General features: G+C 45.5%; 16 protein-coding genes. 9 read left to right on the top strand and 7 right to left on the bottom strand.

The features are described from left to right. The first annotated feature begins 14 nt into the window (after positions 1-14). Entirely contained in the window at positions 15-896 is an 882-nt protein-coding gene (locus QF117_RS03140; RefSeq protein WP_282384585.1) for a DMT family transporter, read from the top strand. Between the two features lie 73 nt (positions 897-969). On the opposite strand, the gene QF117_RS03135 is transcribed toward QF117_RS03140, so the two are convergent. Continuing rightward, positions 970-1,764 (bottom strand): helix-turn-helix transcriptional regulator, encoded by a 795-nt coding sequence (locus QF117_RS03135; protein WP_017033483.1) that lies wholly within the window; start codon positions 1,762-1,764, stop codon positions 970-972. 99 nt (positions 1,765-1,863) lie between these two features. On the opposite strand from QF117_RS03135, the gene QF117_RS03130 reads away from it, so the two are divergent. Continuing rightward, positions 1,864-2,760: a DMT family transporter gene (locus QF117_RS03130; RefSeq protein ID WP_282384582.1), complete on the top strand. Its 897-nt coding sequence runs from the start codon at positions 1,864-1,866 to the stop codon at positions 2,758-2,760. Between the two features lie 30 nt (positions 2,761-2,790). Here the strand turns inward: QF117_RS03130 and QF117_RS03125 are convergent, their stop codons facing one another. From QF117_RS03125 to QF117_RS03110, 4 genes are all read right to left on the bottom strand, one after another. Then, positions 2,791-3,420, bottom strand: coding sequence for a LysE family transporter (locus tag QF117_RS03125; RefSeq protein ID WP_017033481.1), 630 nt, complete (start codon positions 3,418-3,420; stop codon positions 2,791-2,793). 186 nt (positions 3,421-3,606) lie between these two features. After that, the gene (locus QF117_RS03120; protein ID WP_282384580.1) at positions 3,607-3,903 is read right to left on the bottom strand and encodes a Dabb family protein; all 297 of its coding nucleotides are present in this window, start codon (positions 3,901-3,903) and stop codon (positions 3,607-3,609) included. 39 nt (positions 3,904-3,942) lie between these two features. Further along, positions 3,943-4,365, bottom strand: coding sequence for a hypothetical protein (locus tag QF117_RS03115; protein WP_282384579.1), 423 nt, complete (start codon positions 4,363-4,365; stop codon positions 3,943-3,945). 111 nt (positions 4,366-4,476) lie between these two features. Then, entirely contained in the window at positions 4,477-5,655 is a 1,179-nt protein-coding gene (locus tag QF117_RS03110) for a YcbX family protein (protein ID WP_282384578.1), read from the bottom strand. A 260-nt stretch (positions 5,656-5,915) separates the two neighbouring features. Between QF117_RS03110 and pyrC the strand changes: the two genes are divergently transcribed. Beyond that, positions 5,916-6,944, top strand: coding sequence for a dihydroorotase (gene pyrC / locus QF117_RS03105; RefSeq protein ID WP_282384577.1), 1,029 nt, complete (start codon positions 5,916-5,918; stop codon positions 6,942-6,944). Between the two features lie 200 nt (positions 6,945-7,144). On the opposite strand, the gene QF117_RS03100 is transcribed toward pyrC, so the two are convergent. Further along, positions 7,145-8,095 carry a DMT family transporter gene (locus QF117_RS03100; protein WP_282384576.1) on the bottom strand — a complete coding sequence of 317 codons (951 nt, stop codon included), beginning with the start codon at positions 8,093-8,095 and terminating at the stop codon, positions 7,145-7,147. A gap of 212 nt (positions 8,096-8,307) precedes the next feature. Next, positions 8,308-8,508 (bottom strand): hypothetical protein, encoded by a 201-nt coding sequence (locus QF117_RS03095; RefSeq protein WP_017033475.1) that lies wholly within the window; start codon positions 8,506-8,508, stop codon positions 8,308-8,310. A 394-nt stretch (positions 8,509-8,902) separates the two neighbouring features. Here QF117_RS03095 and QF117_RS03090 point away from each other — a divergent pair, with 394 nt between their 5' ends. From QF117_RS03090 to QF117_RS03065, 6 genes are read left to right on the top strand one after another with little or no spacing between them, the layout of a single operon-like run. After that, the gene (locus tag QF117_RS03090; RefSeq protein WP_282384573.1) at positions 8,903-9,859 is read left to right on the top strand and encodes a MoxR family ATPase; all 957 of its coding nucleotides are present in this window, start codon (positions 8,903-8,905) and stop codon (positions 9,857-9,859) included. A 3-nt stretch (positions 9,860-9,862) separates the two neighbouring features. Next, a complete protein-coding gene (locus QF117_RS03085) occupies positions 9,863-10,804 on the top strand; it encodes a DUF58 domain-containing protein (RefSeq protein WP_282384572.1) in 942 nt (313 codons plus the stop codon). After that, positions 10,805-11,284 carry a DUF4381 domain-containing protein gene (locus tag QF117_RS03080; protein ID WP_282384571.1) on the top strand — a complete coding sequence of 160 codons (480 nt, stop codon included), beginning with the start codon at positions 10,805-10,807 and terminating at the stop codon, positions 11,282-11,284. Continuing rightward, the gene (locus tag QF117_RS03075; RefSeq protein ID WP_282384570.1) at positions 11,277-12,245 is read left to right on the top strand and encodes a VWA domain-containing protein; all 969 of its coding nucleotides are present in this window, start codon (positions 11,277-11,279) and stop codon (positions 12,243-12,245) included. Before QF117_RS03080 ends, QF117_RS03075 begins: the two co-directional genes overlap by 8 nt. After that, a complete protein-coding gene (locus QF117_RS03070; protein WP_282384569.1) occupies positions 12,238-14,187 on the top strand; it encodes a VWA domain-containing protein in 1,950 nt (649 codons plus the stop codon). Before QF117_RS03075 ends, QF117_RS03070 begins: the two co-directional genes overlap by 8 nt. Before the next feature lie 2 nt (positions 14,188-14,189). Next, positions 14,190-15,884, top strand: coding sequence for a BatD family protein (locus QF117_RS03065; RefSeq protein ID WP_282384568.1), 1,695 nt, complete (start codon positions 14,190-14,192; stop codon positions 15,882-15,884). Positions 15,885-15,922 lie beyond the last annotated feature (38 nt).

Below are 15,922 nucleotides of genomic sequence, written 5' to 3'. Positions count from 1 at the left end.
CGTACGGAAGAATTATGTCATTTGGTTGGATAGCTTTTACTCTTCTTGCAGCCTTCAGCCAATCTTGGCGCAACGCATTTCAAAGTAAACTAAGTGGCACAATGAGTGTGGCCGGTGTGACGCTGGCTCGTTTTATTTGGGCTGGCCCGATCGCGCTTCTTTACCTCTGTGCGCTCTATCAATGGCAGCCTGTATCCGCACCTAACTTATCGGGTGAGTTTGTTTTCTACATTATTGCCGCTGCCATTATGCAGATCATCGCGACCGGCTTAATGGTCATGCTCTTTAAGCTAGAAAATTATGCGATAGGCGCTGGGCTTGCCAAGTGTGAAGCCCCCGTTTCTGCTGTGCTTTCTGTGCTGTTTTTTGGTACCGCTTTGACGATGACAGGCTGGGTGGGTGTTCTTATTGGCACGTTAGGCGTGCTCATAATGAGTAGCTCTTCTGGCTGGCGGAGCTTATCTCCTAAGGTCTTTTTCTTAGGTATGACTTGCAGCACCGCATTTGCTTTAACATCGCTTTGGGTACGTGAAGCAAGCTTGAGTATAGGACTGCCCTTCCCTCATAGCGCGGCTTGGGTGCTATTTCTAGTTATTACACTTCAGACAGTGATTATCTGTACGTTTCTTTTCTTTAGAGAGCGAGACACGTTAAGACAGATGTTCAAGAAATCAAAGTTGGTGGTGATGACGAGCCTAGCGAGTGTTATTGGCTCTCTTGGGTGGTTTAGTGCGATGTCACTTCAAGCGGTGCCTTACGTTAAGACGCTAGGGCAGATCGAGGTGGTCTTTATGATTCTGATATCCTACTTCTGGTTAGGGCAAAGCATTGCTCGCAAAGATATCACAGCACTCATCTTGATTTCTGTCGCTGCGGTCCTAGTAATGTGGCAGTAAGCTGAACGCACCACCAGCTCAGTACGTCTCGCGCTGCGCTATAAACCACTAAATACCGCTGTAAACCATTCTATTAAAGAGCGAGCAATCGATTTTTGTACTGTTCAGGGGTCTGGCCCGAGTATTTCTTAAACATTGATATGTAAGGGCTGGCTTGGTTGTAACCTAGTGTTAGTGCGACTTCTTTAACGGAATGCCCTTTTCTCAACAGGTCCATTGAATACAAATACCTCACCCTTAGGCGCCATTCTGTAAAACTCATCCCAAGCTCAGATTGGCAATGGCGAGCCAACGTTCGCTCTGTGGTATGCACTCTTTCCGCCCATTGCCCTAGCGAGGTAGTATCGGTTGGGTTGTGTTCAACAGAATCTAAAATAGTCGATAAGTACTTATTCGTTGAGGTGGGTAAGAAATGCCGTTCCGTTTCTTCAGTAGCCAGTTGATCGAGTAGAACTTGAATCAGTCGTTTGTCTTGCTCAGACTCTGCAACGTTAACGCTACGTTGGCGAAAATCATCGATGATCGAGGACACGATGGGCGTTACTTTGATCAAGCTGGTGGATTTTGGAAAGCCATCGGTCAGTTCATGCGCGACATTTAACGAACAATATTCCAGTGGTTTTCGATTATAGCTGCAGTGCTCGGCCCCGGCAGGCACCCAAATAGCAAGATGAGGCGGAGCTAGAAAACGAGTGCCTTCCGCTTCCATTTCTAAAATACCTCCACTGATCAATTGTACCTGCCCCCATGGGTGGCTATGAACGCGTGTTTCTGTGTTAGACAGAAACGCTTCAAAATTCATAAACACATCGGATGGTGCCCGAACAATAGATAAGGATTGATGAAGTATTCGAGCTGTTTTTTTCAAACTTGTCTTCCTATAACGCCAGTTGTCTTTTTGAAGATACATACAATCATACCGACCTGCCACACTGGTTTCCACTGGCAATAATGCGATGGAGCTCACATGGTGTACTTACTTCCACTTTTAACTGTGTTGATCTGGGGCGGCAACTCTATTATCAACAAGATGGCCGCCACCGCCATTGAACCCAGTGCCATGAGCTTTTATCGTTGGTTCTTCGCCATGCTTTTAATGACACCTTTTTGCTTGCCAGCCGTCGTCCGTCAGTGGGATACCATCAAGCCCTATCTCCCAAAACTAGCATTGTTATCACTACTCGGGATGGTGCTCAATCAATCGCTCGGCTACTACGCAGGACTAACGACTACGGCGTCAAACATGTCGTTGATTATCTCATTGGTCCCACTGATTTCTGTCTTTATCAGTGTTCCATTGCTTGGTAAATCCATCTCAATGATCAGTATTGTCGGCGGGATTATCTCGCTAGCGGGGCTCACTTTTATGTTAGGCCATGGCGATATCGGGTTTTTCTTGCATCAGGATATTACCCAAGGGGATGGGTTGATGATCATTGCCGCCGTCATTTACGCCACTTATTGTGTTCTGCTTAAGCGTTGGAAAATGCCTTTTCGCAGCGCAACACTAATATATTGTCAGGGGATCTTTGCCGTCATGATGTTAACGCCACTTTGGCTAACCAGTGAACAATTGCTGCCTACACAGGAATCTTTACCGTTGATCGCTTATGCCGCAATCGCAGCGTCTATTTTGGCCCCATGGATGTGGATAAAGTCCATTGACATCATTGGTGCAGATTCAAGTGCCATGTTCATGAATTTAATGCCGGTCATTTCAGTGGGCCTGGCCACCTGGCTTCTTAATGAAAATATTCACAGCTACCACTTAGTCGGAGGGCTAATGGTGATTTCAGGGGTCATCCTTTCTCAGGTTAAAAGGCGTAACAAATCTATTGCCGTGAGTGGCCCTGCCGTACCCTAAAGCAATAACCCTTTAAACACGACTATCAGATTAACTTGAACGTGTCGCGATAACCTTAATGCCTAACGCGACCATTGCACCACCTAAAACACGGTCGATCCAATGCCCATACTGTTTAAAGCGGCGGTTAATAGCAGGTCTTGAGAGAATACCCACTAGCAAGGAAAACCAGGCAAATTGAATCATCATGATCCACGCACCATAAATAGCGATTTGGTAGGCAGGCATATCCGGAGAGAGCACGACAGTAAATAGCGAAACAAAGTAGATGGGCGCTTTCGGGTTTAAGGCGTTACACAGAAAACCAACACCAATACTTTTCCTTGCTGAATAAGTGGCAGGGGGAGTGGCATCCACTTCCATCGAATTCGTTGCTTTTGCTTTAAGCCCGTTAATACCAAGATAAATTAGATAACCTCCACCCAGTATTTTAATGGCCCAAAGCGCATTGGATGAATTCGCAATTACCGTTGCTAAGCCAAAAGCAGAATACGTAATATGAATAGACAGGCCTAATGCTATACCAATGCTGCACATCAACCCTGCTTTTTTGCCATTTGATAATGTTTGTTGTGAAACGAGTACAAAATCTGGCCCAGGCGATGCTGCTGCTAGCAAGTGAATCGATGAAATCAAAATCAAGCCTTGTATAAGATCCATTTAAATACCTCAATTAAAAATACGATAGTGGTGAACGCTCGGTTCAACTTGAATCCTTATTTCATGATTCCTTGGCCTCAAACGGCCACAATAACAAATCCAAATCCAATCCCAATCCAAAAAAACGCCATGTGTTGAGTGTCTGGTAACCTGTTTTTTAGTGTCATTTTTTCGGCGATAACAAATTTATAACGTGTAATCAAAAACAACAATATCTTCTAACAACGGCCTAAACACTTGCTTCAGAGCTTCATGCTCGGGATGTGGAAGGTAGTTTTGACGCCCCGCTTCATCAGCAAACGTCATCATCACTGAATGAGTATAACCCTTATTCTTGTCTTCGGGGCTATCGTTAATACCCCATTCTACAGATACGACACCCTCTACTTTTTCAGGCATCGATGCAAACAAGCCCTTAAGTTTTTCGATTTCTGAACATGGCGATGAATCTTTAAATTTAATCAGCAAGATGTGTCTAATCATCCATTTCCTCCTAGCGTATAACGCCCGGTTTAAAGCTGGTTAGCGGCGATTTTCAATGGCATTAATTAAGTTATCAGGATCATTTGTACCTAAGCTGACTGTCGTGCCGTTTTTAAGCTTAAGCTCAACAGCGGACAAACCCGATACGTTGTATAACCAGCCTGTTGAGGTTAACCGAATACCCATGCCACTATACCATTTGGTTTTAATTTTCCTCACAGATAGAACATCTGAAAGCTCTAATGATTTTTTCCAAAACTGAGGACCAAAATACCAAAGGATTTGGGTCCCATCTATCTTTATTGTCAACGATGAAAAAAGAAATGTTGCTATGCCAATGATGACAAAAACAAACCAGATCGATTCATCCGGTTTTGTATACGAAGCAAAGACCAATAAAGCAAATACCAGCCCCATAATAATGAGCATCGCAATGCCTACTTGGGTGTTTTTATACTGCATATCAAACGCCTTCTCTGCAACCAATAACTAAATGGAACCAATAACTAAATGGAACCAATAATTAAATGGTACCATTCTTTATGGGTATCCTAGCCAAGCCAGACTCAGCAATTAACTGGTAATCTCACAATGGGTTTGTGGTACGCAAGAACACGCAAATGCAATATTATCCAGGCCTTTACTCAGCTTTAATACGGGTACATCGGCGTGATCGACTTTACCCGACTCGATAGTGACTTTACACGCACCACATAGACCCACGCGACATTTGCTGGCTATCTTTAAGCCGGCGTCTTCTGCTTGCTCAAGTAATGTTTGCTGGTTGTTGCCAACAAAACTCTTTCCATTGACCGTCAATGTTAACGACTTGAATTTAGGCACTTCCTCTTGAAATAGCTCATCATCGAGATCGAATTCATCATCGAGATCGAGTTCATCTGCAACCTTTTCTCGCTTCGCTGGCGCTCTATCCGCATAGTCTTGGCGCTCCTGGTATTCTAATACTTCAACACGGTCGCTAGCGGTGATCACACCTTCGTTTCTTGCGACCAAATTTTGACCAAAGAAGACACCACCTTGTTCATCGGCCCTAAAGGTCATGAGCGTTTTCAGAGGCTCTTTAGAGGTTCTGAATGTGCCTTTTTTAGTGTCTACCGTAGTTAAAATACAACGCTCACAAGGCTTAACAATATCAAAAACCACCTCGCCGATGCGTATCGTTTTCCAACAATCTTCCGCGAAAGGTTCCGTCCCGCTAACAACTAGATTGGTACGAAATTGAGTCATTGAATGCACTTCAGAACTGCGCCTATTTAACTCATCTAAAGACGCTTGACTGATCAATAACACCGGATACCCATCCGCAAAGCTCACGTTGTGTCCTATCTTTTTACGAACACGGTTAGACTGCTCACCACAATATAGCAGCTCGACATGTTGCCCAATAATGTCACTAAACCAATCGTTCGCTTTATCGGTGGTGGTGTACGCGGTGAAGTTGTCTTTCCAAACCGTTGCTGGTGTTTCTTGCTTTTTAAACTCCGCATAACTGATTTTTAGTGGATCTTTACCCTCTGCGGTAAAGACAAACCCGTGCGGCAATAAGCTGGCTTTGACTTTCACCATTTGAGGGTGTTTTCTTGCCGTAACCATGCTTCCATCAGCCAGGGCAAGCATAAAACGACGGTCAAAACTGAGCCCTTGTAACTCGACCCAAGCACTTGATAGGGTGACTCCCCCTACAGATTTGACGGGATAAACGTTAATTTGAGAAAGATGAGCAAGTGACATGGACTACCTTTAGTTGTTTTGATTACCCCGAACTCAGGATATTTATAGTGACGTAACGGCGTTGAAAAGTATAACGACATCGCCGCCTATCTAACAACGGTTATCATCGCTGAATAGACTCAAATAACGAATAGCATTGAGAAAAAACGTGAAATACATCCACTTTTCCACTATCATCCTGTCGCCTAGACGGAAGCGTTTGCGTTCATTGTTCCGTTTGGGCTCCAATCACTCAACAACTCATTGGTGGGAGCTTTTCAATGACAACAATTACTATCACTCGTCCTGACGACTGGCACGTTCATCTTCGCGATGGCGACGTTCTTGCCGACACGGTTCGCGATATCAGCCGCTACAACGGCCGTGCTCTAATTATGCCGAATACTGTCCCACCTGTGACCAATACGGAACTGGCTATTGCTTATCGCGACCGCATTCTAGCTCAAAATCACAGTGAGCGATTTGAACCACTGATGGCGCTTTACCTGACAGACAACACAACCCCTGATGAAATTCGTAAAGCGAAAGCCTCAGGCGCGGTCGTTGCTGCTAAGCTTTACCCTGCCGGAGCAACCACGAACTCAGATTCAGGGGTGACATCGGCAAAAAATATCTACCCTGTTTTCGAAGCAATGCAAGAAGTCGGTATGTTGTTGTTGATTCACGGCGAAGTGACCACTCACGATGTGGATATTTTTGACCGTGAAAAAGAGTTCCTAGACACGGTATTAGCGCCTATTGTCAACGATTTTCCTAACCTTAAAATCGTTCTAGAGCACATCACAACCGCTGACGCCGCAAACTTTGTAAACAATGCCAACGACAACGTTGCGGCAACCATTACCGCGCACCACCTTCTTTATAACCGTAATCACATGCTAGTTGGTGGTATCAAACCACACTTTTACTGCTTACCTATTTTGAAGCGTGGCACTCATCAACAAGCGTTGATTGAAGCGGCTACAAGCGGTAGCAAAAAATTCTTCATCGGTACCGATTCAGCGCCACACACTAAAGAAAACAAAGAAGCAGCCTGCGGTTGTGCCGGATCTTATACTGCCCATGCTGCGGTTGAGCTTTACGCTGAAGTGTTTGAATTAGAAGGTAAGATTGAAAACCTTGAAGCATTCACCAGCCATAACGGTCCAGATTTCTATGGGCAACCACGCAACAGTGATACGATCACTTTAGTGAAAGAATCATGGCCAGTCGCTGAAACGATGCCATTTGGTCAAAATACCGTGGTGCCAATTCGAGCGGGTGAAAACATTGAGTGGAAGGTAAAATAGACGGTTTAAACCATCCGCTATTCTATTGTGAGCCAACTCTTTTGTGGCTCAAGCATGGTAAATCAACCATAGTAACCCCAACACCGTCCTACGCAGGGCGGTGTTTCTGTTTATAGCTCCATGATTTATAACTCAATAATTAATAGCCCAGTAAGTAATAGCTCAGTAATTAATAGCCCAGCAGTTTGCATCTCAGCCTTTTAGTGTGTTCCTTTTTTATCTGCCTTTTTACCCCAAAATATCAATGCAATCCCCCCAAGTATCATCACGCTGGTGACCATCACAGTGATCGACAGCAACTCCCCAAGTAATATTGCACCTGCGACTAACGCTATGATCGGCACCGATAACTGAGCAACAGAAGCCTGTAAGACGGACAAGCTGGTTAGGGCCAAATACCAAATCACATAACCAATGCCCGATGCAAAAATCCCAGACAGCAGTGCCCAAAGAGCACCTTGCAGCGATATTTGTTCAATATTTAACATCCAAGGGGTGAGTATTAAAGTGAGTACAGCCGCGCCTAAAAAACTCTGTGTCATGCTCACCCTTGGAGAAGCACCGACTTTACGTTTTCCTAATAACGTGAGCACAGCCCAACTGATGCCCGCCAAAACCATCAACAGCGCAGACTTCAAATCTGGTGCTGATGCCGATGGCAGCATGAGAAAGACAAAACCAAGAATCGCGATCAATAAACCGCCCGATTCATAACGGTTAAGTGAGTTGCCTTGAGACAAATGAAAGGCGATCATAGTCAGCTGAACGGCACCAAAAAGAAGCAACGCCCCTGTTCCTGCGGCTAACTCGACATAAGCATAAGAAAAGCCAATCGCGTAAATAAACAGGGCCAAACCGCCGAACAGTATTGCCTTAACACTCTCTTTTCCAGATGAAAATAACGTTTCCTCTTGGCCAGAATGGGGCTTAATGCCCGGTTCTCTGTTCTCGAGGTTTTTGCTCTCAACTTCTCTATTCACAAGCTTACGGCTCATCAGGTGTATAAACAGTAGCGTGAACATACCAGACAAGAGGCGCAGCACGGTAAAGGAGCCCGGATCGATCGCAAATTGCGCCAGTGCAAAACGGCAGAGCAATGAGTTCGCTGCAAATGCAACCATGGCGATGAATGTAATGAGACCCGTTGACAATGAAAACTCCTATCGATGTTCTTTCAAACGTATTAAGACGACAACCTAAGATGACCCGTTTTTCGCGAAAAAGATTTCAAACCGAACATATTTCAAACCGAACATATTTCAAACCGAAAAGCTCTCAAACACAGCCAGAGCTTTCAAATAAAAAAAGCCCGTCGAAACGGGCTCTTAAAATACGAGACAACGGGCTATTCATTCATACCACATTAGTGAATGGGCGCGTCACTTTTTGCGTAGAACTGGCCAAAATGAGCTTCTAGAATTTCAGGGGTTAACTTACCTTCTGCTTCCAGCTTCTTTAACTCGGCAACCACATTTTTTTGTTCTTCCAGAGAAGGCAGTTTTGCCTCTGGTTCATCCGATGCTAGCTGAGACATTTGCTCTAGCTCTTTTTCAAAATCACTCATTATTTACACCTACCAAAGTTATAAACGAAAAAAGTTATAAACGACAAAATTTATACGCGTCAAACGTTACAAGATTCACTGCTCACGAGTTTACCCATTCCTACGCTCTTATTCTAGCGTTGTGCGATAACTCATGACGGGTCGCCATTTCAACTCCGCCTTTAATCGAACAAAATATAACCGTTAATTTTAAGAAAACGTCAAAATTGGTCGCCTGAGCCATTTTTCGTTGAATCAACTCTTGGAACCAACTCTATTGCCCCCATAATGTAATTATCTAATAATTAACATGTTCTATGTGGGTATTTTTCTGCAAGCGGTGAGCACATCGTCAAGTTGATGGAACTAATTCCATTTTTGACTCACTAATTGAGAAATTAGGAGAACTCGATCAATGACCATACAAGCCATACAACAACTTCAGACCTACCTTGAAAGCCAAGTGATTGGGCAACCTAACCTAGTAAAACAGTTGTTAGTAGCGCTTCTAGCTGACGGGCATATTTTGGTGGAAGGTCCACCTGGCCTTGCTAAAACCCGTGCGGTGAAATCCCTTGCCGATTGTATAGAGGGTGACTTTCACCGAATACAATTCACTCCAGACTTACTGCCTGCAGACCTCACGGGTACCGACATATTTAGGCAGGAAACCGGCGAATTTCAGTTTCAACCCGGCCCTATTTTTAATTCATTATTATTAGCCGATGAAATTAACCGAGCACCCGCAAAAGTTCAGGCGGCAATGCTTGAAGCGATGGCAGAAAAACAGATAACGGCAGGTAAAAATACGTATAAGCTGCCAGAACTGTTTTTGGTCATGGCAACACAAAACCCGATTGAACAAGAAGGAACATACCCTCTTCCTGAAGCTCAGCTTGATCGTTTTTTACTTCATCTTGATGTTGAATACCCAGATGCGGCAAGTGAGCTTGAAATATTAAGACTGAATCGTGGAGAAGCCAAAGGTGAGCAGGCCATCGCACCGCCAACTTTGAGCCAGAAAGATATTTTTTCAGCTCGGCAGGACGTACTGAATATTCATATGGCTGACAGCATTGAGCAGTACATCATTCGTCTTGTGATGGCGACACGTCATCCCGGTGATTATGACCAGACGCTGTCCCAGTGGATCGAGTTAGGAGTCAGCCCACGAGCTACTATTGCACTGGATCGATGTGCTCGAGCACACGCCTGGCTTTCTGGTCGAGACTTTGTATCACCAGAAGATGTACAGGCGATGGCATTCCCTGTGTTACGCCACCGCTTACTACTTTCCTATCAAGCTCAAGCGGAAGGCATCCACCCGAACAAAGTCATCAATCATCTTTTGTCTCTTGTGGGTAGCGCATAAGCAATGGAAACGAATCACCGCGCCCTGCCAGATCAATTTAATGGCGCCACGCTTTCGCTAGAGGAGCTTATTTATTATAAGCAACACAGCATTCATTGGTTGTCTCCAGCCAAGAGTCTGTGGGCTCAAATAGCGGGGCAACATCAAAGCAAAAAGCTCGGCAGAGGAATGGATTTTGCTGAAGTTCGCCAATATCAGGCTGGTGATGATATTCGCAGTATCGACTGGCGTGTCACTGCTCGAACCGGAAAAGCACACACCAAGCTATTTACCGAAGAATGTGAAAAGCCGGTCGTACTCTACATTGACCTAAGCCCAAGTATGTTCTTTGGTTCAACGTTGCAGTTTAAGTCGGTGCAAATGTCCCACATGGCGAGTTTACTCAGTTGGCTGTGCGTCGCCAATGGGGATCGTATCGGTGCGGTCATTGATACGGGTTACGCTTTGATTGATATTAAGCCAACAGCTCGCGACCGTGGCCCATTAATGCTGTTACAGCAATTGATTCAGGCCCATGACCAAGGGCTTGGCAATCATACCAAAACGCCTGGCGATCGACTTGCGTCAATGACTGATGGGCTCCACGCTCTTCATCGTTTGTGTCCCAAAGGCAGTGAAATCATTTTGCTGAGTGATTTTGTACGTTTTGATGAGCCATGTGGATCGCTTCTAAAACGTTTACGACAGCACAACTTACTGCGAATGGTGCACTTTTCGGATCCACTCGAATACGGTGAAACGTCTTTTCGTGGCGTAGAAAAAGTAACGGACAAGCGCCGTTCACAATGGATTGATTTCTCGTCTCGAAAAAGTCGTGACAGTATCAAAAGCAAGTATAATCAACATCTAGAGGGCTTAAAGCAAGCCAGCGAATCACTCGGTATTTCGTTCACCTCTATCTCAAGTAACCAACCACTACTCAATCAACTATCTGGACATCTCTAAATGAAGGATTCATCTAGCTCGGCCCTATTGCCACTGAACGACTTACAACTTCCGCCTGTCCCTTCGTGGTTTCCCCTAGCTTGGGGTTGGTGGGGTTCAGCGTTCGCTATCATCGCAGTGATTGCTTTGATTTTAGGGCTAATGAAGTGGAATAAAAAGCGCTTAGCGCCGAAGAAAACCGCCTTGAAACTGCTTCAACAGGGTCAAAATCAGCAAAACCCTTCAGACGCTATAGAGCTCGTCCGCCAAGCCGCCCTTTGTTACTTTCCTCGTGAGCAAATTGCTCACCTGACGGGTCAAGAGTGGTATGTCTTCTTAGATTCTCATTTAGCGTCACCCACTTTTGTGCCCAATGCCAACCAGTGGCAACAAGCATTGTACAAAAAAGAGTCGATAGAGGAGCCTCAGTTGCTGATTGAACATTGTTACCAATGGGTTAATGAGGCGCTGCCGCCAAAACGAGGACGCAAGCGTGGCTAGTCTGGAGTTTGTGTGGTGGTGGGCCGTTTTCTTATTGCCCTTGCCATTGATCATTCATCGTCTTCTTCCCCCCGTAAAAACGTCGGCGCCAGTGCAATTGCCTTTTTTGCCGAGCTCAAAAGGTCAATCCGCCCCAAAGCAAACGTTACTGCGGACACTTGTTGTGATTATCTGGGCCTTCTTGTTAATCGCACTCGCTCGGCCCGTGTGGTACGGAGAGCCCGTCACTCATCAGCCCGAACATCGTGATTTGATGCTCGTTGTCGATCTTTCAGGTTCAATGGCCCAAGAGGACATGAGACAAGGTGACCAATTTATTGACCGATTGACGGCGGTTAAAAACGTTCTCACCGACTTTATAAACAAACGAACCGGTGACCGAATGGGGTTGGTTGTTTTTGCCGATCACGCCTACTTACAAACACCTTTGACCTTAGACAGACAAACAATCTCTCAGCAACTCAATCAGACCGTGCTCGGATTGATTGGTTCTAGTACCGCAATAGGCGATGGTATTGCCGTCGCAACCAAAACATTTATTGATAGTGACGCCCCTCAACGGGTAATGATTTTGCTCAGTGATGGAAGCAACACCGCGGGTGTACTGGACCCAATGGAAGCCGCTGAGATAGCAAAACAGTATGGCACCACAATTTATACCGTGGGTGTTGGTGCTGGTGAAATGGTGGTTAAAGAATTCTTTATGACTCGCAAGGTCGATACCGCCCGTGATCTTGATGAAGAATCACTAAAAAACATTGCTCTACTCACCGGCGGCCAATATTTTCGAGCGCGTGATACTCAAGATCTAGCATCAATCTATGACACGATCAATGAACTTGAACCGGTCAGCGAAGCGGTGCAAACCTGGCGGCCACAAACAGAATGGTTCGGACTGCCACTGTCCATTTCACTGCTTTTATGTTGTGTCGTCATCGTATTAAGGAGGGGTTTTGTCTAACTTCACATTCCTTTACCCATTTTGGTTGCTGGCATTGATTCCCGCCGCCGTCTTGGTCGGTTGGTTGTATAAATACAGCGCTACAGGCTCACTGATTGCCCCTCACCTTGCAAAGGCAATAGGGCTTGACGCCAAACCGCGTAAACGCAACATCATGTACCTCATTGCTCTCGGCTTGCTGAGCGCCATTATCTCGCTTGCAGGCCCTAGTTTCTATTCTGCTGAGCGGCCTGTATTTAGTCATGGCGGGGGAAGAGTCGTGGTCATGGATATGTCATTGTCTATGTACGCCACCGACATTAAACCGAATAGATTAACCCAATCACGCTACAAAGTGACCGACTTACTCAATAGCTGGTCGGAAGGCACAACGGGGCTAGTAGCCTATGCAGGTGATGCGTATACGGTCAGTCCAATGACGACCGACAGTCAGACATTACTGAACCTGCTACCCAATCTTTCACCTGACATCATGCCATTTTCAGGGGCCAACGCGGCCGCGGGGGTAAAGCTTGCGATTGAGATGATGCAAAACTCGGGGCTGACCCAAGGTGATATTGTATTGGTCGTGGATGATATTGATGACGATGAAAAAAACGCCATCACTCAGCTGTTAAGCCGCACCCCGTGGCGATTGAGTATTTTGGCCGTTGCCACTCCAGCCGGTTCGCCGATTCGATTAAGCGACGGCTCCTTAGTCAAAGCAAGCAATGGTAACACTGCTATCGCGCAATCCAACTTTGCGAATATGAAAGCACTCGCTCGCAATGTTGATGGTGTCTTTACCGGCATACAATCCGATAGTAGCGACATCGATATTATTCGTGCCTACAGCGCTCGCGTTGAAGCCAGTGCCTCACCAGGAAAACAACAGCTTGAAGAACGCGTGAACAGCGGTTATTGGCTCATTTTAATGTTAGTGATTCCAGTCAGTTTGCTGTTCAGACGTGGCGTTGTTTTTACCTTAGTGGCCATCACTTTTTCGCTCACCCAACCTAACCTAGCCTACGCTAACCCTTGGTTAACCGACGACCAAGAAGCGATCAAATTATATCAAGATCAACAATATCAGCAGGCAGCTGACACGTTTTCAAACAAAGAATGGCGTGGCGTGGCGAAATATCGTGCCGGCGATTTCGAAGGGGCGATTAAGGAGTTTGAACAACTGAATAGTGATAATGCTCGTTACAATCTAGCCAATGCGCACGCTCAACATGGTGACTACCAAAAGGCCATCGACGGCTATAATCAGCTGATCCAGGAAGGGAAATTTGTTGACCAGGCCAAAGAGAACCTAAAAATTGTAGAACAAGCTCAACAGCAACAGCAACAGCAACAGCAACAGCAACAGCAACAGCAACAGCAACAGCAACAGCAACAGCAACAAAATAGCGGCGAAGAAAGTCAAAACCAACCCGATAGCGGCGACAATACCCCCTCAGATGAGCAGCAATCATCAAGCGACTCTTCTCAATCCGAGCAAGAGCCATCGTCAGGCAATGACCAAACAAATGAACCGCAAAGTAATCCGCAAGGCAAACAACAAGACACGCAAGAGGGTGAGAGTGCCGACAATCGTGACGGCCAATCTAGCACCGACGAACAGTCTAACTCAGAAAAACAAGCTAACTCAGACAAACAAGGCAAAACCGCCGACTCGGATGAGCAGTCGAATAACGAAGCCAGTAATGAAGCGAGTAATGAAACAAGTGATGATCAAGATACAATGAATCATGATCTTAAATCAGAAGCTCAAGATTCCAAACCAACCGATAACGGCACAGCCACGGCAAGGCAAGATAACCAACAAGCGGTCGACCCGAATATTCGCAAATTAGAGCAAGTGGAAAGTGCTCGCGACCCTAGCCGACTGTTGCAAGCGCAAATGGTATTGCAGGCCAAGCAAAAACAACCTCCTAAAGACTCAGGTAAGAAGTGGTGAAGATGAAATCTACCCTATCTCGTTTCTCGTCAAAAATCGTGTCAACATGCGCGTTAGTTACGCTGTTATTGATTAGCCCTCACAGCCTTGCCGCCAATGTAATGGCCAGCGTGAGCAGCAATAGCGTAACAAAAAATGAAGTGTTTCTACTCAAAATCGTTGCCGATGAAAGAGTGTCACAAGATGACATTGATTTAAGTGTTTTGGAAAAAGACTTTTTCATGGGAAGACCCAGCTTTGGCACTTCAATCAACATCATCAATGGGAAGAAAAACACCCGCAGTGAATGGAATGTCTCTTTAGCTGCGCAAAAACTCGGAACCCTGACGATTCCTAGTTTTACGATTGCAGGTGCAAAGACCCAACCTATAAATATCCAAGTGAAAATGGATAAGAACCAGCCAGAGGCCAGTGATTTTATTGAATTACAAACGTCCCTTTCTAGAGAGACCCTCTACCCTAAAGAAAGTGCACTGTTGAATTTTCGACTGATAATTAAAGCGGACCCAAGGCGCTTACAAAACGCGCATATTATTCAACCAACAGTCGATGGTATGAGCATTGAACTTGCAGGTGAACCCAACCAATATCAAAGCGTACTCGATGGCGTTGAGGTCACCATCGTTGACCAGCAATATCGCATTGAAGCGTCCAATTCAGGGGAATACAACATCGTCGGACCCGCTTTCACAGGAACAGTGATCCACGGTAATGATCGTACCGGCACGACTCAGATGATCAATGCGGACACGCCCGCAGAACGCTTTGCCCTATCGGTGCTTCCGATCCCTGATAATTATGCTGGTGAATGGCTTCCCACAAACGAGTTGGTGCTAGAGCAGCAATGGCTTGATGAGGATGGTCAGTTGATTGGTAACCCAAGTACGTCGAATGCCTCGAATGTCCTGAATAGCGTGAGCACCTTAAAGACCAAAGTTGGCGATGCACTGACCCGTATTGTCACTTTGAAGATAGAGGGGCTCAACCCGAATCAGTTCCCCAATTTGTCCGTTGATTACCCAACCTCATTTCGCGTTTATGATGAAAAACCTCAATTTTCGCAAGACGAATCTGGCAATACAGTAATGACGCTTAAACAGGTGTTGATACCTCAAACAGTGGCTGATGAACAACTTTCTGACATTAGTATCCATTGGTGGAACAGCAACCAACATCAACAGCAGACAGCGTTAGTTCCAGGTTTAATAGTCTCGGTCACTGAAGCGAACAATACTAATAACAGCGAAGTCATTACACCCGCAGCGGAATTACCTAAGACCGTCAGTATTGTCTACGACCGAGGAATATGGCCCTACTTAACCGCTTTATTTACCGTGCTTTGGGTGGTTTCGTTGAGCGTTATTATCCGCATGAAAAAACAAGCCAATCTAGCCAAACACAGAAACGACAATGTGGCCGTCAGCGACAGTTCAAACTTAGAAGCCTTTAAACAGGCAATAGACAAACATGATGCTATCAAAAGCCAGTTTTACCTATCACGCTGGCTACAAGAGCAAGAGTCGCTCACCGAAGAAGAGTCAGAATCTATCGATCACTACACGTCCAAACTTGGTTCAGCTTATGCACAAACAAGCCATCAAGAGATCTCAAAGGAAGAGTACAAAACGCTCTTTTCCTTGATGAAAAAAATCGAAAAGAGGCAAGCAAAGGCTGTAGATGCGCTTACTAAGCTGTAACCCAAACGCGGTTATTTGTTGAAATACCGTTAATTGAA

The sequence above is a fragment of the Vibrio sp. YMD68 genome (genome assembly GCF_029958905.1).
Classification (GTDB): Bacteria; Pseudomonadota; Gammaproteobacteria; order Enterobacterales; family Vibrionaceae; genus Vibrio.
This window is presented reverse-complemented; position numbering and strand designations above follow the sequence as displayed.